This window comes from Ruegeria sp. AD5 (assembly GCF_056542345.1).
The window spans coordinates 1,489,531-1,508,082 of sequence record NZ_JBQFZR010000001.1; the positions used below are offsets into that span (position 1 = coordinate 1,489,531).

General features: G+C 57.1%; 20 protein-coding genes. 14 read left to right on the forward strand and 6 right to left on the reverse strand.

What is annotated here, in order from left to right:
• Positions 1–34: 34 nt before the first annotated feature.
• From phnG to phnN, 7 genes are read left to right on the forward strand one after another with little or no spacing between them, the layout of a single operon-like run.
• A complete protein-coding gene (gene phnG / locus ACR0JG_RS07175) occupies positions 35–490 on the forward strand; it encodes a phosphonate C-P lyase system protein PhnG (protein WP_170646972.1) in 456 nt (151 codons plus the stop codon).
• Entirely contained in the window at positions 490–1,053 is a 564-nt protein-coding gene (gene phnH / locus ACR0JG_RS07180) for a phosphonate C-P lyase system protein PhnH (RefSeq protein ID WP_480568557.1), read from the forward strand. The genes phnG and phnH overlap by 1 nt, the downstream gene beginning before the upstream one ends.
• A complete protein-coding gene (locus ACR0JG_RS07185) occupies positions 1,053–2,141 on the forward strand; it encodes a carbon-phosphorus lyase complex subunit PhnI (RefSeq protein ID WP_170509529.1) in 1,089 nt (362 codons plus the stop codon). The genes phnH and ACR0JG_RS07185 overlap by 1 nt, the downstream gene beginning before the upstream one ends.
• Positions 2,138–2,989, forward strand: a complete 852-nt coding sequence (locus ACR0JG_RS07190) for an alpha-D-ribose 1-methylphosphonate 5-phosphate C-P-lyase PhnJ (RefSeq protein WP_170509531.1) — start codon at positions 2,138–2,140, stop codon at positions 2,987–2,989. Before ACR0JG_RS07185 ends, ACR0JG_RS07190 begins: the two co-directional genes overlap by 4 nt.
• Entirely contained in the window at positions 2,986–3,756 is a 771-nt protein-coding gene (gene phnK, locus ACR0JG_RS07195; protein WP_170394315.1) for a phosphonate C-P lyase system protein PhnK, read from the forward strand. The genes ACR0JG_RS07190 and phnK overlap by 4 nt, the downstream gene beginning before the upstream one ends.
• A 3-nt stretch (positions 3,757–3,759) precedes the next feature.
• Complete coding sequence (gene phnL / locus ACR0JG_RS07200) at positions 3,760–4,443, forward strand: phosphonate C-P lyase system protein PhnL (protein ID WP_170818200.1); 684 nt, start codon at positions 3,760–3,762, stop codon at positions 4,441–4,443.
• Positions 4,440–4,991, forward strand: a complete 552-nt coding sequence (phnN, locus tag ACR0JG_RS07205; RefSeq protein ID WP_480568561.1) for a phosphonate metabolism protein/1,5-bisphosphokinase (PRPP-forming) PhnN — start codon at positions 4,440–4,442, stop codon at positions 4,989–4,991. Before phnL ends, phnN begins: the two co-directional genes overlap by 4 nt.
• Here the strand turns inward: phnN and ACR0JG_RS07210 are convergent.
• Positions 4,967–5,638 carry a DUF1045 domain-containing protein gene (locus ACR0JG_RS07210; protein WP_170596221.1) on the reverse strand — a complete coding sequence of 224 codons (672 nt, stop codon included), beginning with the start codon at positions 5,636–5,638 and terminating at the stop codon, positions 4,967–4,969. The genes phnN and ACR0JG_RS07210 overlap by 25 nt on opposite strands.
• On the opposite strand from ACR0JG_RS07210, the gene ACR0JG_RS07215 reads away from it, so the two are divergent.
• The 3 genes from ACR0JG_RS07215 (at position 5,637) to ACR0JG_RS07225 (ending at position 9,269) form a co-directional block, all read left to right on the forward strand.
• On the forward strand, positions 5,637–6,830 hold the full coding sequence (locus ACR0JG_RS07215; RefSeq protein WP_480568564.1) for an alpha-D-ribose 1-methylphosphonate 5-triphosphate diphosphatase: 1,194 nt from the start codon (positions 5,637–5,639) through the stop codon (positions 6,828–6,830). The two genes, ACR0JG_RS07210 and ACR0JG_RS07215, sit on opposite strands and share 2 nt — an antisense overlap.
• A gap of 445 nt (positions 6,831–7,275) precedes the next feature.
• Positions 7,276–8,424: a TolC family protein gene (locus ACR0JG_RS07220; protein WP_170732767.1), complete on the forward strand. Its 1,149-nt coding sequence runs from the start codon at positions 7,276–7,278 to the stop codon at positions 8,422–8,424.
• Positions 8,425–8,795: 371 nt separating this feature from the next.
• Positions 8,796–9,269: a hypothetical protein gene (locus ACR0JG_RS07225; RefSeq protein WP_480568566.1), complete on the forward strand. Its 474-nt coding sequence runs from the start codon at positions 8,796–8,798 to the stop codon at positions 9,267–9,269.
• Between the two features lie 335 nt (positions 9,270–9,604).
• Here the strand turns inward: ACR0JG_RS07225 and ACR0JG_RS07230 are convergent, their stop codons facing one another.
• On the reverse strand, positions 9,605–10,714 hold the full coding sequence (locus ACR0JG_RS07230; protein WP_480568569.1) for a zinc ABC transporter substrate-binding protein: 1,110 nt from the start codon (positions 10,712–10,714) through the stop codon (positions 9,605–9,607).
• Positions 10,715–10,770: 56 nt separating this feature from the next.
• Between ACR0JG_RS07230 and ACR0JG_RS07235 the strand changes: the two genes are divergently transcribed.
• From ACR0JG_RS07235 to ACR0JG_RS07245, 3 genes are read left to right on the forward strand one after another with little or no spacing between them, the layout of a single operon-like run.
• Positions 10,771–11,283 (forward strand): transcriptional repressor, encoded by a 513-nt coding sequence (locus ACR0JG_RS07235; RefSeq protein WP_480568572.1) that lies wholly within the window; start codon positions 10,771–10,773, stop codon positions 11,281–11,283.
• Positions 11,284–11,285: 2 nt separating this feature from the next.
• Positions 11,286–12,032, forward strand: coding sequence for a metal ABC transporter ATP-binding protein (locus tag ACR0JG_RS07240; protein WP_480568576.1), 747 nt, complete (start codon positions 11,286–11,288; stop codon positions 12,030–12,032).
• Positions 12,032–12,829 carry a metal ABC transporter permease gene (locus ACR0JG_RS07245; protein WP_480568579.1) on the forward strand — a complete coding sequence of 266 codons (798 nt, stop codon included), beginning with the start codon at positions 12,032–12,034 and terminating at the stop codon, positions 12,827–12,829. Before ACR0JG_RS07240 ends, ACR0JG_RS07245 begins: the two co-directional genes overlap by 1 nt.
• Positions 12,830–12,843: 14 nt before the next feature.
• Here ACR0JG_RS07245 and ACR0JG_RS07250 read toward each other — a convergent pair whose 3' ends face one another.
• The 4 genes from ACR0JG_RS07250 to ACR0JG_RS07265 form a co-directional block, all read right to left on the reverse strand.
• Positions 12,844–13,425 (reverse strand): XRE family transcriptional regulator, encoded by a 582-nt coding sequence (locus ACR0JG_RS07250; protein ID WP_170801715.1) that lies wholly within the window; start codon positions 13,423–13,425, stop codon positions 12,844–12,846.
• A gap of 147 nt (positions 13,426–13,572) precedes the next feature.
• A complete protein-coding gene (locus ACR0JG_RS07255) occupies positions 13,573–14,352 on the reverse strand; it encodes a carnitinyl-CoA dehydratase (RefSeq protein WP_170407705.1) in 780 nt (259 codons plus the stop codon).
• A 3-nt stretch (positions 14,353–14,355) separates the two neighbouring features.
• Positions 14,356–16,371, reverse strand: coding sequence for an acetate--CoA ligase family protein (locus ACR0JG_RS07260; RefSeq protein ID WP_480568582.1), 2,016 nt, complete (start codon positions 16,369–16,371; stop codon positions 14,356–14,358).
• 7 nt (positions 16,372–16,378) lie between these two features.
• Positions 16,379–17,539 (reverse strand): acyl-CoA dehydrogenase family protein, encoded by a 1,161-nt coding sequence (locus ACR0JG_RS07265; protein ID WP_480568585.1) that lies wholly within the window; start codon positions 17,537–17,539, stop codon positions 16,379–16,381.
• 95 nt (positions 17,540–17,634) lie between these two features.
• On the opposite strand from ACR0JG_RS07265, the gene ACR0JG_RS07270 reads away from it, so the two are divergent.
• On the forward strand, positions 17,635–18,552 hold the full coding sequence (locus ACR0JG_RS07270; protein ID WP_480568588.1) for a GlxA family transcriptional regulator: 918 nt from the start codon (positions 17,635–17,637) through the stop codon (positions 18,550–18,552).

An 18,552-nucleotide genomic window follows, 5' to 3' on the forward strand; every position in this document is an offset into this window, starting at 1 on the left:
GTATAGTTGTATAGTATATGGAAAAGTTGTCGAGATGAAAGACACTTTTGATGAAAACGCGGACCGGAAGGCTTGGATGAGCCTGCTGGCCAAAGCGCCGGAGGGACGCGTGGCCGCCCTGTTGGATGCAGCGATGCCTCGCCCCGGCTTCACATGGCTGCGTGCTCCTGAGATTGGCAGCACCATGGTTCGGGCTCGCGCAGGTGGGACTGGTGCGCCCTTCAATCTGGGCGAAATGACGGTAACACGCTGTGCGCTGACGCTGGGCACGGGCGAAGTCGGGCATGCCTATATACAAGGCCGTCGGAAAGAAGATGCCGAAGTCGCCGCGCTGGTTGATGCACTGATGCAGACAGATGTGTCTGATCTGTTGCGCACAAAAGTGCTGACCCCTTTGCGAGATGAGCTGACCAATGCAAAGGCCGCGCGTGCCGCCAAAGCCGCAGCCACTAAGGTTGATTTCTTCACCATGGTACGAGGAGAGGATTGATGCAGTCAGAAGCCCTGATCGGCGGTTTCAAGGATCCCGCGATCCAATCTGCCCACGCCTTTCGCAGCGTGATGGAAGCAATGGCGCGTCCCGGTACCGTGCAAGAGATTTCTGGCGCAGTTCCTCCGGCCCCAATGTCACCAGCAGCGGGTGCGGTGTTGTTGACGCTTTGCGACACTGAGACGCCCGTTTATCTGGCAGGTGCGCTAGATTGTGACGCCGTACGCAGCTGGCTTGCATTCCACACAGGCGCACCGCTGACCGGCCCGTCGCATTGTATGTTTGCCATTGGTGCGTGGTTGGATCTGGGACCATTGAACGCATACCCGATCGGGACGTCTGAATATCCGGATCGTTCTGCCACGTTGATCATGGAATGCCCCGAACTCATCGCTTCAGGGGCGACTCTGACAGGTCCGGGAATCAAGGATAAAGCCGCGCTCTCATTGCCCGAGCTTGAGGCGTTTCAGCATAATCAGACGCTATATCCACTGGGGCTCGACTTAATCTTCACGAATGGCAACCGCCTAGCGGCTTTGCCAAGAACGACCGAGGTGTCCTGATGTATGTCGCAGTAAAAGGTGGCGAGCGTGCTATTGAAAATGCCCACACTTGGCTTGCCGAAGAACGCCGTGGTGATACCGATGTGGCGGAACTGAGCATCGCGCAAATCCGCGAACAGCTGAGCCTGGCGGTCAATCGTGTCATGGCCGAAGGCTCGTTGTTCGATCCGGATCTGGCCGCGCTTGCGATCAAGCAGGCGCGCGGCGATCTGATCGAGGCGATCTTCCTGATCCGCGCCTATCGCACGACGTTGCCACGCTTTGGCGCATCCGAGCCTGTTGATACCGGGGCAATGGCTTGCGACCGGCGCATTTCGGCAACCTTCAAGGATTTGCCGGGCGGGCAGGTGCTTGGGCCGACCTTCGACTACACTCATCGCTTACTGGATTTCAAACTGGCTGCTGATGGTGAGGTGCCCAAAGCCCCAGCGCGCGAAGCAGAACTGGGTGAAGTGCCGCATGTCACGGATTTCCTCAATCGCGAAGGCCTGATCGAGGAAGCGCCGCATGACGATACGCCGCCACCTGATCTGACCCGCGAGCCGCTTGAAATGCCCGCCGATCGCGCCCTGCGCCTTCAGGCGCTGACCCGCGCGGATGAGGGTTTCACCCTCGGTCTGGCGTATTCCACACAGCGCGGATACGCGCGCAATCACGCCTTTGTAGGAGAGCTTCGGATCGGGTCCGTTCCGGTGGAAATGGAGATCCCTGAGCTCGGCTTTGCCATCGAAATCGGTGAGGTCGTTCTGACCGAATGTGAAACGGTTAACCAGTTCAAGGGCTCCAAAACCGAGCCGCCGCAATTCACCCGAGGTTATGGGCTTGTGTTTGGTCAGACGGAACGCAAGGCGATCTCGATGGCTTTGGTCGACCGTGCGCTGCGGTGGGAAGAACTGGGTGAGGATAATGTTGGCGCACCTGCTCAGGATGCCGAGTTTGTCCTTTATCACGCGGACAACATTCAAGCGACGGGGTTTCTAGAGCATATCAAGCTTCCGCACTACGTCGATTTCCAGTCTGAACTGGAACTGGTGCGCAAACTACGCCGCGAAGCATGTGCTGATCAGGTGCAGGAGGCTGCGGAATGAACGCCTATAACTTTGCTTATCTGGACGAGCAGACCAAGCGGATGATCCGCCGTGCAATTCTGAAAAGTCTGGCGATCCCGGGCTATCAGGTGCCGTTTGCCTCGCGCGAAATGCCTATGCCGTATGGCTGGGGTACGGGCGGTGTGCAGGTCTCGGCCGCGGTGTTGACCCCGGATGACACGTTCAAGGTGATCGATCAGGGCTCGGACGATACCACAAACGCGGTCTCGATCCGCACCTTCTTTGAACGCACTGCGGGGGTTGAAACAACCACAACGACAAGCGACGCCTCCGTGATTCAGACTCGCCACCGGATTCCCGAGGAGCCGCTGCAAGAAGGTCAGATCCTTGTCTATCAGGTGCCTATCCCTGAGCCGTTGCGCTTTCTGGAACCGCGAGAGAGCGAAACCCGCAAGATGCACAGCCTTGAGGAATACGGGCTGATGCATGTGAAGCTGTACGAAGATATCAGTCGTCACGGGCATATCGCGACGTCGTATGCTTACCCGGTGAAGGTCGAAGGCCGCTATGTAATGGACCCGTCGCCAATCCCGAAATTCGATAACCCAAAGCTTGGTGATATGGCTGCGATCCAGCTGTTCGGAGCTGGGCGTGAACAACGGATCTACGCGCTGCCACCCTACACGCAGGTTGTCTCACTGGATTTTGAGGATCATCCGTTTGAGGCGTCCAAGGCCGACCAAGCCTGCGGCTTGTGCGGTGCCGAAGACAGCTATCTGGACGAGGTAATCATCGATGACGCGGGTGGGCGGATGTTCGTCTGCTCGGATACCGACTATTGCGAGGCGCGCCAGGCGGCGGGTCACAAAGGAAAGGACGCCGCATGACACCTTTGCTGTCTGTTCGGGACATCACAAAGCGCTATGGCCCAAACATTGGCTGTGCTGATGTGTCATTCGACCTCTATCCCGGCGAGGTCATGGGGATCGTTGGCGAAAGCGGGTCAGGTAAGTCGACACTGCTGAATTGCATGGCCGGGCATCTGACCCCGGATGCCGGAGAGGTTGTGTTCGACACCCGCGCAAAAGGTCCGCAGGACACGGTAACGATGTCCGAGCCCGAGCGCCGGATGCTGAGCCGTACCGATTGGGCCTTTGTCCACCAACATGCACGCGACGGGTTGCGCATGGGCGTCAGTGCCGGTGGGAATGTAGGTGAACGGCTGATGGCCGTTGGAGAGCGTCACTATGGCGACATACGTGACAAGGCCACGGATTGGCTGCAACGAGTGGAGATCGATGCCTCCCGTGTGGATGATCGCCCGACGACCTTTTCGGGCGGGATGCAGCAGCGCCTGCAGATTGCACGAAACCTCGTGACCGGTCCTCGGCTGGTGTTTATGGATGAGCCAACGGGCGGTTTGGACGTGTCCGTTCAGGCGCGGTTGCTCGACTTGTTGCGCGGGTTAGTTCGCGACATGGGCTTGTCGGCGATCATCGTCACGCATGATCTGGCCGTGGTGCGCCTGCTGGCAGATCGGTTGATGGTGATGAAATCGGGCCGCGTGGTCGAGGCAGGCCTGACCGATCAAGTGCTGGATGACCCGCAACACGCCTATAGCCAACTTCTTGTCAGTTCCGTTTTGCAGGTGTGAGCAATGATTGAGCTTAATAACGTCTCAAAGACTTTCACCCTCCATAATCAAGGCGCGGCCGTGATTGAGGTTTTGAATGATGTATCCTTCTCGGTCTCTCCGGGCGAATGCGTAGCGCTGACGGGCGCGTCTGGAGCGGGCAAGTCCACCCTCATGCGTATGATCTATGGCAACTATCTGGCCCGAAGCGGAGAAATTCGCATCGGTGATGTGGATATCGTGCAGGCAGAGCCTCGGACAGTTATCGCCCTGCGCCGCGAGGTTCTGGGTTATGTCAGCCAGTTTCTTCGCGTGGTTCCGCGCGTGCCCACCGTCGATGTGGTGGCCGAGCCGCTGCGGGCTGTGGGCATTTCCGCTGCTGACGCGAAGGCGCGGGCTGAAGCTCTGTTGCGGCAACTGAACATTCCTGAGCGGCTCTGGACCCTTTCACCGACTACCTTCTCGGGTGGTGAACAGCAGCGTGTCAACATCGCACGCGGGTTCGCCCATTCTTATCCCGCGATGCTGTTGGATGAGCCGACTGCCAGTCTGGATGCGGCCAATCGCGAGGTTGTTCTAAGGCTCATCGAAGAGGCAAAGGCGCGTGGTACTGCAATAATCGGCATCTTTCACGACGAAGCGGCTAGGGCGCGCGTTTGTGATCGCGAAATCGACGCCAGTCAGTTTTCACCCGAGGTCGCGGCTTGACCCGGGGTCGCCTCATCGCTGTGGTTGGCCCGTCGGGGGCTGGCAAAGACAGTGTGATGCTAGGGCTTTGTGACTTGTTGCCCGATTTACATTTGGTGCGCCGCGTCATCACCCGGGCACCAGAGTTGGGCGGGGAAGACTATGACGCCGTCGAACTCACCGAATTTGAAGAAATGGCGGCGAATGGTGCCTTTGCGGTGCATTGGGTTGCTCATGGGCTTTGCTACGGGATACCGGTTGCCGTCAAAGATCGGCTGAGTGATGGCGCAGACTGTCTGGCAAATTTCTCGCGCAAAGCTCTGCTCGAGGCCGCAGAAAGTTTCCCGCGCTTCATTGTCCTGAATATTACCGCGAAGCCGGAAACTCTTGCTCGGCGATTGGCAGCTCGCGGCCGAGAAAGCGATAGCGAGATTGCAAATCGGCTTGCTCAGGCAGTAAAACCCTTGCCCGATGGGTTGGATGTTATCACCATTTCCAACGATGGCCCACTGGCCGAGACGGTTGCGCGCGCCGCAGGGGTCCTTCAACCAGCGAGCGCATACCGATGAATAAGCTCGAAACGCCCATCGATGCGCTCGCCGCACAAGGCAATTTGGTCGATGACGAAGGGCTCAGGCAAGGCTGGCAAATGGCGGTGCAGCGCCTCGGTCCACACAGGAATATCGCCATTCGGCAGCCGACCCGTCAGCGTCATGTGAAACCGAAACTCGTCCATCACATAGGGATAACCCCACTCGATCAAAAGTGCGTCTTGACGTGGGCTCAGCCTTGCACCGCGCCGCCGCTCAAGTTCAGCCTCATTGGTTGGGGCGCGAAACGGGTCAAGCTCACGTACACAGGCCGCAGCAATTCTTTGCAAGCCGCTAACATCGCCCTGTGGGGTCAAAGCGAGAAACCGGCCCAGCCTCGTCAGACTCAGCCGTTCACAGCTCGAAGGCGCCAGGCCAGCGGCCATCTCAGACGCCGCCGCTTTCAGGGCTTCAAGCGAATAACCTCCGGCCAGTTGAAAGGGTGGTTTCAGCGTTCCGTGAAAGCCGTATTTGCGCGGTGTCATCGTAACGTCATGCAAATCGGGCAGATCGGGCTGAGGCACCTCGCAGCCCTGCACGACATCCCATCCCAGCCAGCGCGCGCCGAACTGTTCCAATGGTCCTTCGGGCGGCACGTAGTAGATTGCAAATCGAGAGTATGACATGAATTCCCCTTTTCCCGCGCCCTCTTTGGCAAAGGCTTGTGACAGCGATATGTCAGATAATCTGTGCCTTGCGAATGCCCAGCTTGTGATGCCCGATCGGGTAGTAACCGGTTCGGTGACAATCGAACAGGGCGTCATTTCCGAGATCACCGAAGGGGATCATGTTCCGACCGGCGCAGTCGATTGTGCAGGTGATTACATCCTTCCGGGACTGGTCGAGCTGCACACCGACAATATCGAACGTCATATCGAGCCTCGCCCGGAAGTGGACTGGCCTCATCTTCCGGCCCTGATCGCGCATGATAGCGAGCTGGCTTCGACCGGAATCACAACCGTGTTCGACGCCATGCGAGTAGGTTCCATTCACAGCGGCAAGGGCCGTTACATCGACTATGCCCGCAAACTGGCGGACGAACTGTTGTCGGCGCGCGCCGCAGGCTATTTCAAGATCAGCCATTTCCTTCACCTGCGGGCTGAGATCTGCTCGGAGACACTGCTTGAGGAATTGGCGACCTTCGGGCCGGAAGACAGGGTTGGCATTGTCAGCCTGATGGACCACACGCCGGGTCAACGTCAATTCAGCGATCTGAGTGCATTGAAGACCTATGTCGCCAAAAAGCGCGGTATGACCGACGCCGATTTCGTTGCACATGTCGAGAACCTGCGTGGTCTACAGCAGCGTTTCGGAGAAAAGCACGAAGCCGGTGCAGTGATCGAGGCCGCCCGTCTTGGCGCCGCGCTGGCCAGCCATGACGATACCACGGCGCAGCATGTCGAAAAATCGTCCGAAAATGGTGTGGCTTTCGCCGAGTTCCCAACCACGTTCGAGGCGGCCGAGGCCTGCCGTACCCGCAACATCGCCGTCATGATGGGTGCCCCGAATCTGATCCGTGGCGGCTCGCATTCCGGCAATGTCGCGGCTGAAGATCTTGCAAAGGCCGATCTTCTGGAAATTGTGTCTTCCGACTACGTGCCCTCTGCGCTACTGCTGTCGGCTTTTCATCTTGCCAGTGTTTGGGACGACCTGCCTCGTGCTGTGGCCACGGTTACACGCAATCCTGCAATGGCTGTCGGTCTTGATGACCGTGGCATCCTGAATGTGGGTCTGCGCGGTGACTTTCTGCGTGTGCGTCGCATGGGTCAAACACCAGTTTTGCGCGGTGTCTGGAGCCAAGGCAACAAGGTTGGATGAGTTGTGATTGGTTGAATCAAACTTGCCAAACAGAACATGGCTGGCGGCCGAAAGCTCGCGGATTATCAGATGGGATCTGCGCCCTTGCTCCGCTTGATTTTTCTGGACCCGCATCTTGATAAACTGATGTCGTGCCAGAACATTAAACTCGTAAAGAATATGGTTACTTTTTTACCGCACTTTCTCCTGTAACGCAAAATGCGGGCAGCAAGTTCCACGATTAACTGACTGGAAATTTGTTGCTTATCTCAGAGTTGAAATCAGGAGCTTTGGCGGGATGAGGGCATGGTTGTCGGTTGTGATAGCCACTATTATTTTGGCGGGCTGCAGTCAGGATTTACAGGGAACCAAGTCCTTTGATCCCGGGGCGACACCGGCTCTCGCCCCCTTATCGGGGGGGGATAATCTGAAGGGAAATGTCGCACGCACTGAATTCGCTGAGTTGGTGCGAAGGTCTGTCGCGACATCGCCCACCACCGCAGCCGGAGCCGCCAGCGTTCTGGCTTCGAAATCCCGCATTGATGCCGAGCAAGGCGCGTTCCTGCCGCAGATCGAGGCCGAGACATCCCTGACGTCCGATGGGGATACAGTACCGATCCTGCGGCTTAGCCAGATCATCTATGATGGTGGCAAAGTCTCGGGTCGTGTGGGTTTGCGTCAGATTGAAGCCCGGCAGACCTGGTTAAACGAATTGTCAGAGCTGAGCGCGCTGAGCTTCGAGGCCATCGAAACCATAATTGATCTGGATCGAAATCGCCGCCTCGAAGAACAAGCCCAGCAGAATCTGGATCGTACGGACGTTTTGGTCAGCGACCTCCAGTCCCGTTTTGATGCCGGGGCCGGGTCGGTGGCAGATTTGCTGGCGGGGCAGGGGCGGAAGTCTAACGCCGAGACAGAATTAGCGCAGGCTCAGACGGATGTGGAACTGGCGACGGCAACATGGGTCGAAGTCTTCGGAACGCGACCCGGTGCTATTCCGACCATCCCCCCCGCACCCATTCTGGCAGCGGCCACCTCGCAGCAAATGGTTGCACGCAGCCCGCGTCTGCGTACTCAGGTCGCCTTCAGTCAAGTGCGTGCGCAAGAGGTTGTGGTTGCCGAACGAGCGACCCGCCCAACACTCTCTGCGATTCTTGAGACAGATTTCGACCAGGGCAGTATCGACGACGGTGTGCAGGCCCGATTGGGTGTAACGGTCCCGATTTACCAAGGGGGATCCGCGCGCGCCAATGTCGAAACCGCAAGGGCGAATCTTCAACAAAGCCGGGCTGATGAAGAAGAATTGCGGCGCGAGTTGCAACGTAATCTCTCCCAGGCCTTGGAAGAGACCAATTCAATCCAGCGACGGCTCGCCACAGCCCGGCGCGCTGTCGAGATCAATGAGCAAGCGCTGGATGCAGCTCGTGGACAGTTTGATATCGGGCGCAGCACGCTGGTACAGATATTGGATGCGTTGCGCGAGTTGAATCTTGCGCAGGTTCGGGTGATCCAGCTTGAGGCTCAGGCACGTCGTGCAGAATATGCCGTGCTGGCGGTCACGGGCGATATCCTGGACGCGTTGGGTGTTGCACAGCCGACCGATCCAACCTTGTGATATCCGTCGTGAACCCGACTGCGACTAACCCGCTGAATACGCACCTCCGACTACTGACAGAGCATTTGGGTCTTGGGTTGTCCGAGGTGGATATCTTTCGGGTGTTCTAGGGCAATGAAGTCGCCTAGGCGGTCAGCGCAGTGGAAGCGGTGGGCTACAGGCGGGTTTCGGGAAAGCGCGGTTGCTGAAACTGGACCCGAACTTGTTTCTGGTCCTGGCGTTTGACGCAGCTGTGCAATCTTTCGCGTTTCTGGATCGAGAAGACACCAACGCTTTCTTGTGATCGATGCCAGCAGCGGACTCAGCGAACCTCAGATCTGGCGGCGACAGGAAACACGACTGCGCAAGACGCGCTGGATATTGCGCGCATAATGCTCGCGCCGCTGGAACGAGAATCGTTTAGGCCGCAAGGTCATCGGTTTTGGTCCGCGTTCAGCGATCTGCGCGGGGTCTACATTCAGATCCTATTGGCCGCGATGGTGACAAGCGTGCTTGGGCTGGTGACGTCGCGGTTCACCATGGTCGTTCATGACCCCATTCTGCCAATCGAAGTGGTTGATAGCTTGTTGGCTCTGGTCGTCGGGGTTGGCCTTGCACTGTTGTTCGATTTCCTGATCAAGAACCTGCAGACACGGTTCATCGATACAGCGGGAAAACGGGCGGACCTGAAGATCACCGAGCGGCTGTTCAATCAGTTGATGGCGCTTATTATGAAAGCCCGGGGCGGGCAGAATGGACGCATGGCCTCGATCCTTCGGGATTTAAAGGTCGTGAGGGATTTCTTTACGTCTGCCTCGCTGGTTGCTTTGGTCGATCTGCCCTTCCCTTTCGTATTCGTGGCGTGATCTAGGCGATTGGCAGGCCGCGACAGGCGATTGCGATCGCGTCGCGCGCGAGACTTGAGGCTCAGATATCCGGACAAGAATTTGATCTTCCCGACCGTACAGGTGTGGAGGCGGCGTTTCTGGAGGAATAGATTGGCGTGATCCAACCTCTGGTCGAGCGCGGCATCGAAAGTTCGCTGGCGATGATTGACTTGCGCCGGCAGCTTAGCCGCCAAATTGGACAGCTTAGAGAGGCCGGTAGCCGAATACTGATGACTTTGTTGGAACGATGAGCGGAGAACTCTGTCTGATTTCAGCCTGGCCAGAACCAACTCCCAACCAGGCTGTTGATTGATTCAAAGGCACTCAGACAGTGTTTTGGCCAGATTGCGGATGAGTTGCGGGTACAGATTTACTCCGGGTTCCAGATCAGATCCCAGCGGGTCCATGATGCCGGTTTTAGCTTCGGTGCCGTCGAGAACGGTTGCGACAATTCCGGGGTTGAACTGGGGTTCAGCCATGACACAATCCACACCTTCGTCGCGGATACGCCCCTGAATTTCGGCGATCCTTGCCGGGCTTGGATCGGTCGCATCGCTGAGGGAAATTGCACCCGACGCCGGGAAGCCAAAGGCATCTTCGAAATATTGATAGGCATCGTGGAACACGATGAAGCTGCCACCTTTGACCGGCGCCAGCGTTTCGGCCACTTCCGCTGACAAAGCAGCCATTTCTTCACGCGCAGCTGCCGCATTTGCAAAATAAGCACCTGCGTTGTCTGGGTCAGCCGAAGAAAGCTGCGCCGCGATCGTTTTCAGCCAGATTTCTGCGTTGACCGGAGAGAGCCAGGCGTGCGGATCATGTTCGCCATGCGCGTGGCCCTCATGGTCGTCATGTCCGGCGTGGTCCTCATGCTCATCCGCATGCTCTTCGTCATGATTATGATCATCATGCTCTTTGTCCTCGGCATGATCCTCGTGATCGTGGTCATCGTCTTTTGCATGATCGTCGTGGTCGTCGTGATCATGACCATCATCCTCAGCATGGTCGTGATCGTCATGATCGTCATCCCCATGATCTTCGTCGTCGCTATGGTCATGCGCTTCGAACAAAGCACTTTCACGGAAATCGAGCAGAACCGTTCCGTCCGACTCAAGCAACACCGTAACAGTCGCCCCGTCGCTGAGCGTCTCGACAGCGCCTTCCATCCACGGGGTCAGGTCCTCGCCAATCCAGAATACCAGATCTGCCTCTTGCAGTGCGGCTGCTTCTGACGGACGAAGGTTGTATTCGTGTGGCGAGGCACCGGGCTGCACTATCAATTCAGGCGTTCCTACCCCCTCCATCACCCGGGCCACGAGTGAGTGAACGGGTGCGATGTCAACCGCAACCTTGGGTGCATCCGCCATGGCGGTTCCGCCCATCAATGCAGCGGTAATCGATAGTGGGAGCAGCTTTCTGGACATCAGACCCTCTGTGTGATTTTATAACGTTACGAGCGGCATATATGATATGGTATAACATGACAAGTGAGATGCACCCCATTTCGGTTGGTGAAAATGCGCCGGTAGGATTTCAGGAGCATGATCACAAGAATTGCGTCGAAACGGCGTTGGCCACAGCGGATGCTCGGTGCAGGGAAGAAGGGTTGCGGCTAACCCCTGTGCGGCGAAAAGTTCTTGAAATGCTTTTGCAAGACCACAAGTCGCTCGGGGCTTACGCTATACTTGATCGATTGCGCGAAGCCGGTTTTGGTTCGCAGCCGCCGGTGGCTTATCGCGCGCTGGATTTTCTGGTCCAGTACGGGTTCGTCCATAAGATTGAACGTTTGAACGCCTTTGTGGCCTGCTCTCATCCCGGAGAGGTCCATTCCCCGGCCTTCATGATCTGCAGAAAATGCGACGCTGTCGCCGAAGCTCAGTCGGCACCGTCCAATGGCGTCCTCGGCGCAGCCGCGCGCGCGGCGGGTTTCGAAATCGAGCGAACCGTTGTAGAAGCCGAGGGACTCTGCCCAGACTGCACCGAGAAGGCGTAGACATGACCCTGATCACCGTTGAAAACCTCAGCGTGCGTTATGGCGCGAATACCGTTCTGCGCCATGTCGGCATGACGATTGAGGCTGGTGAAATCGTGACGATCGTTGGTCCAAACGGATCGGGAAAGACTAGCCTGTTGCGGGCCGTTATAGGCGCGACCAAGCCTGCGGAAGGTAAGGTTACGCTGAAGCCTGGGCTAAAAATCGGGTATGTCCCCCAAAAACTGCACATTGATCCGACCCTGCCGATATCAGTCGAAAGATTCATGCGTCTGACGGATCGTGTCTCTAGGCTTCAATGTACAGAAGCGCTTGAAACTGCTGGGGTGCCGGATCTGCTAAAGCGCCAAATGTCGCAATTGTCAGGCGGACAGTTTCAGCGCGTTTTGCTGGCGCGGGCGTTGATCAATCGGCCCGACGTTCTGCTTTTGGACGAAGCCACTCAGGGTCTCGACCAACCGGGTTCTGCGGCGTTTTATCGTCAGATCGAAGAGGTCCGGCGTGAAACCGGATGCGCCATACTGATGATCAGCCATGAATTGCACGTGGTCATGAGCGCGTCGGACAGGGTGATCTGTCTCAATGGTCATGTGTGCTGCCAAGGGTCCCCCGCAGTCGTAGCTTCGGCCCCGGAATATCGGGCCCTGTTCGGAACGGGTACCGGAGGCGCACTAGCCCTCTATCGCCATGATCACGACCATGATCACGATCACGATCACTGTGAAACCTCTCAGGAAGCCGCAGAATAATGCTGGATGATTTCATGACGCGCGCGACGCTTGCAGGTGTTGGCGTTGCTTTTGCTGCGGCACCACTGGGGTGTTTTGTTGTCTGGCGCCGAATGGCCTATTTCGGGGATGCCACCGCCCATGCGGCAATCCTGGGTGTCGCTTTGTCGCTGACGTTTCAGTTGTCCGTCTTTACTGGGGCGCTAGCTGTTGCACTTGCGATGGCACTTACCGTGACACTGTTGTCCGGACGTGGTTACGCGATGGATACACTGCTGGGCGTTCTAGCACACTCTGCACTTGCCTTCGGTCTAGTCGCCGTATCTTTCCTGTCCGGTGTTCGCATCGACCTGATGGCCTATCTCTTCGGTGATATTCTGGCCGTGTCACGCACCGATCTGGTTGTGATCTGGGGGGGCGCAGCGCTTGTCGTGGCCCTCATCGTATGGCGCTGGTCGCAGCTTTTGACGGCGACCATGAATGAAGAGCTGGCCTATGCCAGCGGCTTTGACCCCAAGCGAGAGCAGTTGATCCTGACGCTGTCTCTGGCAGTTACAGTGGCCGTGGCGATAAAGGTCGTAGGTGTTCTTTTGATTGCTGCAATGCTGATCATCCCGGCGGCGGCTGCGCGCAGTCTGGCCAGATCACCGGAAGCGATGGCTTTGATTGCGGCGGCGATTGGTGCATTTTCCGCAATCGCCGGGCTACGGGCTGCTTACATATTTGATACGCCTGCAGGGCCATCCATAGTTTGTGTTGCTGCAGTAGTGTTCGCGTGTTTCAGTCTGATCGGATGGCAAACGCGGCGTGGAGCCTAGGGCCTCTGCAAAGATCAATGCGGTCGCGTCGACACGGTCACGAATTCAATTTCGTCTGAAAGGATGACCCGTACCCCATGTGGGAGCTTGGCGTCGAAGCTGAGCGTGTCACCTTCTGACATCTGGAACTCTTCGGTCCCACAGCCATAGATGGCGCTGCCTTCAATCATGTAGATGAAGACGTAGCCTTCGTGCTGATAGTTAGGCAACTTGCGTTGGTCTTGTTTTGAGATGCGGATGCGTGCGGATTGGAATGACCCGCTAGGCCCGCTGTGTTTGCCGAGCAGTAGATAGTCATGGGCATGGTCTGGTGTGATACGCCGCGACGGCAACCCGGTTCCCGCCTGAACGTGATGCACATCCGAGGTCGTGTCGGTATGGCTGAACATCGCCATCAGAGAGACAGATAGTGCATCTGCCAACGCGTGTAAGGTACCAAGGGACGGCGACACATGACCATTTTCGATCCGGCTGATCATGGGCGCGGAAACCTTTGACTGCGCAGCGAGTTCGGTCACCGTGAGCTGACGTTCCTGTCGCAAACGCTGCAGGGTGCGCCCGATCTCAAGTTCTGGTTCTGTTTTCTTGTCCTGCATCGGGCCGCTTTGACATTCCTTCTTCCAGTTAAAGTAGCTGTGGCCTGAATTGCAGGATAGTAAAAGTGTGTTCTGACAAAAAACAAGCTTAGCTGAGCGATTGGAGCAAAACTGCGCCAATGCGATGAAGGCAGCGGTGTTTTGAACTTATTTTCCTTTCCAGACCGGATCACGCTTTTCAGCGAAGGCTTTTGCGCCTTCAAGCTGATCCTCGCTGGAATAGAGGATATCGACGGTGCGCAGCTGGCGCTTGGTGATGCGGTTCATGGCGTCCTGAAATTTGCTGTCTTCAGCTTCGCGCACGACCTCTTTGATCGCAGCATAAACCAGCGGAGGACCCGAGGCGAGCAGACGCGCCAATTCCCAGGCACGATCCATCAGTTGATCGGCAGGCAGGACTTCATTGACCAAGCCCCAACGCTGACCTTCTTCGGCATCGAACCAGCGTCCAGTCAGCAATAGCTCCATCGCGATGTGGTAGGGAATGCGTTTGGGTAGCTTGACGCTCGCCGCATCTGCAACGGTTCCGGATCGAATCTCAGGCAGGGCAAAAGTTGCGTGTTCAGCGGCCAGGATCATATCGGCTGAAATCGCAAGCTCGAGCCCGCCACCACAGGCAATACCATTGATGGCCGCGATGACCGGTTTGTTCAGATCGCGTAACTCCTGCAAACCGCCAAAGCCACCGACACCATAATCTCCATCTACGGCATCGCCTTCGGCGGCTGCCTTCAGGTCCCAGCCAGGGCAAAAGAATTTGTCACCTGCTCCGGTCAAGATCGCGACGCGCAGTTCGGGATCATCGCGAAACTCGGCAAATACCTGCCCCATGATGCGGCTGGTAGCTAGATCGATCGCATTGGCTTTTGGCCGATCCAGCGTCACTTCGAGAATTGCGCCGTCACGGCGGGTCTTGATCGGGTCCATTTCTCAGGCCTTTCTGATAAGCGCATCCACCGCCACCGCCCGGGTGGGCGTGCAGAGAAGCGGGTTGATTTCGACCTCGCCGAGCGTTTCGGCATTTTGCATTACATAGTCTTGAACGGCCTGAAAGGCGGCAACGATTTCATCCATATCAGCCGCTGGTTGGCCGCGATAGCCTGCCAGCAATGACGCGATCTTTAGTTCGCCGAGAGCAGCGCGAATACTGTCGGATGTTGCCGGGACCAGAAGAGAGGTGGTATCGCGCAATATTTCGGTCAAGACACCACCGGCCCCTATTGTCAGCACAAAGCCATGGGCAGGGTCCCGCACCACACCGACTAGGATTTCAGCCACCGCACCCGTGATCATCTCTTCGATCAGAATCTCATCGGTTCCAATATCCTCTGCCACACCTGTCACATCGGCAGCCTGAACCCTCAATCGTACAGCGGAATGTTCGGACTTGTGGGCAAGGCCGACGCCTTTGACAGCAAATGGCGCTTCCATTTCTTGCGCCGCGCTGAGGGCTTCCTTTGCGCCACGAACGGACCTGTTCCGAGGGATGCGCAAACCATAGGCAGCCAGAGCTTGCTTGGCCTCGGCTTCGAACAGCGTATGCTTGACATCAGACGTACCCGGCAAGCAGACTGGCGCGCTTGCAGGTACGGCGACCTGACCCGCCGCACGCGTGGCAGAAAGGGCTTCGCGGAGACCCATGAAGGGTACCACACCGGCCTCCATTAGGGTTTGTGCTACATCCTCAGGTAGCAATTCGGGCAGGGTAGAAACCACGGCAAAACGCGCACCCGTATCTGCCCGCACTTTTTGTGCTGTACGCGTGGCAGCGGCCCAATCTGTGGGATCGGTGGTCGGGTAATCAACGATCGTGAATGTCAGATCTATGTCGTCGCCAGTCATTCCGGCCCAAGCGTTCGCCATCGCCTCTTCATCGCGCCAGATATAGGTGTGGTAATCGAGTGGATTGCTTAGTGCGACCATCGGACCAAGCGCATCGCGCAATCGGGTTTGCTTATCTCTGGACAGTTCTGGAAATCTGAGGCCAGTGCCGATCGCCATATCTGCGATCAGGCTGGCCTCGCCGCCCGAGCAGCTGATCGAAGCAATGTTGCCCCCCGGCAAAGGCCCATAACAATGCAACAATTTCAGGGTTTCCAGAAACTCGGGCAGCGAGGACAGGCGCGGGATGCCCAGCCGGTTTAGCAAAGCCTGCGCACCCGCATCGCTCCCAGCCAGTGAGGCGGTATGAGAAACTGTTGCTGCCTGCGCTTGTTCGGATGCGCCCACCTTAAGTGCGATCAGAGGCACGCCTTTCCGATGTGCCTTGGCAGCAAGGGCCTCCCATTCGCGGATATCCTTGAAGCCCTCGATATGTAAACCGACGGCAGTGACCCGTGGATCATCGATCAGCGACATCGCGATCTCAGCCTGACTGGTCTGCGCCATGTTCCCGCAAGTCACCATATAGGCAATCGGCAGAGCTCGTTTCTGCATAGTCAGGTTGATCGAGATGTTGGAGCTCTGGGTCAGAATGGCAACGCCTCGATTTACCCGAGCGGCTCCATGCTGATCGGGCCACAATAGCGCACCATCAAGCGCATTGATAAAGCCATAGCAGTTTGGCCCAAGAATGGGCATGCTGCCTGCTGCATTGATCAACTCTGATTGCAGATCTCCTCCTGCCTGGTCCTCGGCTGCAGCTTCCGAGAAGCCAGAGGCAAAGCAAACTGCTCCGCCGCTGCCCATGTCTGACAGAACCTGAACGGCCTCAACGGTGGCGTGACGGTTGATGCCAACAAAGGCCGCGTCCGGGGACGATGGCAGGTCCTCAATCCGTGCGTAGGCCTTGTACCCGGCAATTTCATCCGCCTTGGGATGAACAGGCCAGATTTTCCCTGCGTAGCCCATGCGTTCCGACTGCAGGATAACCTGCTGGCACCACGCACCGCCGCCGATCACCGCGATGGATTCCGGGCGTAGAAGACGGGAGATATCCTTGTTCATTCGGGCCTCAGGCACCCAGAGGCCGCAGCAGATCACGACTGATGATATGCCGCTGGATTTCACTCGTACCATCCCAGATACGTTCTACGCGCGCATCCCGCCAGAACCGTTCGATCGGGAAGTCGTCCATCAGACCCATGCCACCATAGATTTGCAGCGTCGTATCCGTGACCTTTGCCAGCATTTCCGAAGCATAAAGCTTGGCCGAGGCAATCTCGCGATTTGAGGGCAAGTCCTGATCCAGACGCCATGCAGCCGCGAGCGTCAGCCAGTCAGCAGCGTCGATCTCGGTGATCATGTCGGCGATCTGAAAGCCAACACCCTGAAACTTGCCGATTGGCTGGCCGAATTGCTTGCGCTCAGCCGCGTAGTTCAGCGCATAATCAAAACAGCGCCGCGCGCGCCCGACCGAAAAAGCAGCAACCGTCAGGCGCGTTGCATAGAGCCACTCGTTCATCACGGCGAAACCGCCATCGACCTCGCCCAGAACCTGTTCATCGGGCAGGCGGCAATTGTCAAAATACAGGATATAGTTCTTATAGCCTTTGTGGCTGACTGAGTTGTACCCCTCGCGCACTTCAAAACCCGGCGTGCCACGATCTACGAGGAATGTAGTGATCCGTTTTTTGGGGCCCTTGGGAGTTTCATCCACACCTGTTGCGATGAATACGATGAAGAAATCCGCGTGCTCCGCGCCCGAGATGAAGTGTTTCGAACCGTTGACGACCCAGTCACCGCCATCGCGAACGGCCTGACATTTCATGCCCCGAACATCTGAACCCGCGTCAGGTTCGGTCATAGCCAGAGCATCCATCTTTTCGCCACGCACGGCAGGCAACAAATAGCGATCACGCTGGTCGGCGTTGCAGGCCATCAGGATATTCTGCGGACGACCGAAGAAATGGGTCAATGCCATCGAACCTCGGCCGAGCTCGCGTTCGACAAGAGTGAAATCAAGATGCGAGAGACCCGCGCCACCAACTTCTTCGGGGAAGTTACAGGCATAAAATCCCAGTTCGATGCATTTCCGCTTGATTTCGTCGCCCAGCTCTTGCGGCACCTGTCCGGTGCGTTCGACCTCAGCTTCGTAGGGGTAAATCTCGTTCTCAACAAAGCTCCGCACTGTTGAGACGATCATTTCCTGTTCTTCGGTTAAGCCAAATTGCATGACGCGTTCCCTTGATGTCTGATTGGCAATGAAACGTAATTGCCTGACACGATGACATGCAGTAATCGTACGATATCATGCCGAGTTAGAAAAATTTGACCCAGATATATAACTTTTTGCTGTTCAACGGGTTCTCGAACCTTTGCCTCGCCAACATGGTCGAGCCTCTGCGCGCGGCGAATACACTGGCGGGGCAGGATCTCTATGCCTGGCAGTTTTATTCACCCCATGGTGCGCCAGTCCAAAGCTCCAGCGGGTTGCAGGTCGCGCCTCATGGAGCGATGGGCATTGAGGCGGGTGATGCTTTGGTTGTCATGCCGTCTTATGGGTATCTGGAACACTCGGTTCCCGATACTCATCGCGCTTTGCGCAGGGCCGCAACCCGTCATCGCAAACTGGCTGGTCTGGACACAGGGAGTTGGTTGCTCGCGCGTGCGGGACTGTTGGAAGGGCATCGCGCGACCATTCACTGGGATGAACTTTCCCGGTTCGAAGAAACTTTTACCGATGTCGAGGTCGTGCAGGAACGTTTTGTGATCGACCGGAACCGGATCACCTGTTCGGGCGCGATGGCTGCTTATGATCTGGCGACTGCGCTGATTCTCGCGGATCACGGGCCGCTGTTGTCGATGGAGGTGGCGCATCTTCTGATGAACCGTGGTGAACCAAGTGCTGCTTCACCACAGATGAAATCCGAAGACAGGCTGGTGAATCGGGTGCTGGGCGTCATGCAGCGCACGTTGGATGCGCCAGTAATGATAAAGGATATCGCTCGTCAGCTCGGGTGCTCTCAAAAGAAGATTGAGACCCGGGTTTTGTCCGAGCTGGGTGTAACACCGCAGGCGCTCTATCGTCGCCTGCGTCTGAATTTGGCGCGTAAACTTGCGGTCGAGACCCAGCAGTCCGTGGCCGAGATCGCCAGCCGCTGCGGGTATGAGAACCCAAGCGCAATGACGCGGGCGTTCCGGATGCAATTCGGGCAGACACCAACAGCCTATCGAAACGGGGAGTAA

Coding starts and splice junctions, on each gene's coding strand:
- phnG (WP_170646972.1), top strand. CDS start 35: ATGAAAGACACTTTTGATGAAAACGCGGACCGGAAGGCTTGGATGAGC.
- phnH (WP_480568557.1), top strand. CDS start 490: ATGCAGTCAGAAGCCCTGATCGGCGGTTTCAAGGATCCCGCGATCCAA.
- ACR0JG_RS07185 (WP_170509529.1), top strand. CDS start 1,053: ATGTATGTCGCAGTAAAAGGTGGCGAGCGTGCTATTGAAAATGCCCAC.
- ACR0JG_RS07190 (WP_170509531.1), top strand. CDS start 2,138: ATGAACGCCTATAACTTTGCTTATCTGGACGAGCAGACCAAGCGGATG.
- phnK (WP_170394315.1), top strand. CDS start 2,986: ATGACACCTTTGCTGTCTGTTCGGGACATCACAAAGCGCTATGGCCCA.
- phnL (WP_170818200.1), top strand. CDS start 3,760: ATGATTGAGCTTAATAACGTCTCAAAGACTTTCACCCTCCATAATCAA.
- ACR0JG_RS07215 (WP_480568564.1), top strand. CDS start 5,637: ATGAATTCCCCTTTTCCCGCGCCCTCTTTGGCAAAGGCTTGTGACAGC.
- ACR0JG_RS07210 (WP_170596221.1), bottom strand. CDS start 5,638: ATGTCATACTCTCGATTTGCAATCTACTACGTGCCGCCCGAAGGACCA.
- ACR0JG_RS07225 (WP_480568566.1), top strand. CDS start 8,796: ATGCTCGCGCCGCTGGAACGAGAATCGTTTAGGCCGCAAGGTCATCGG.
- ACR0JG_RS07230 (WP_480568569.1), bottom strand. CDS start 10,714: ATGTCCAGAAAGCTGCTCCCACTATCGATTACCGCTGCATTGATGGGC.
- ACR0JG_RS07235 (WP_480568572.1), top strand. CDS start 10,771: ATGACAAGTGAGATGCACCCCATTTCGGTTGGTGAAAATGCGCCGGTA.
- ACR0JG_RS07240 (WP_480568576.1), top strand. CDS start 11,286: ATGACCCTGATCACCGTTGAAAACCTCAGCGTGCGTTATGGCGCGAAT.
- ACR0JG_RS07245 (WP_480568579.1), top strand. CDS start 12,032: ATGCTGGATGATTTCATGACGCGCGCGACGCTTGCAGGTGTTGGCGTT.
- ACR0JG_RS07250 (WP_170801715.1), bottom strand. CDS start 13,425: ATGCAGGACAAGAAAACAGAACCAGAACTTGAGATCGGGCGCACCCTG.
- ACR0JG_RS07255 (WP_170407705.1), bottom strand. CDS start 14,352: ATGGACCCGATCAAGACCCGCCGTGACGGCGCAATTCTCGAAGTGACG.
- ACR0JG_RS07260 (WP_480568582.1), bottom strand. CDS start 16,371: ATGAACAAGGATATCTCCCGTCTTCTACGCCCGGAATCCATCGCGGTG.
- ACR0JG_RS07265 (WP_480568585.1), bottom strand. CDS start 17,539: ATGCAATTTGGCTTAACCGAAGAACAGGAAATGATCGTCTCAACAGTG.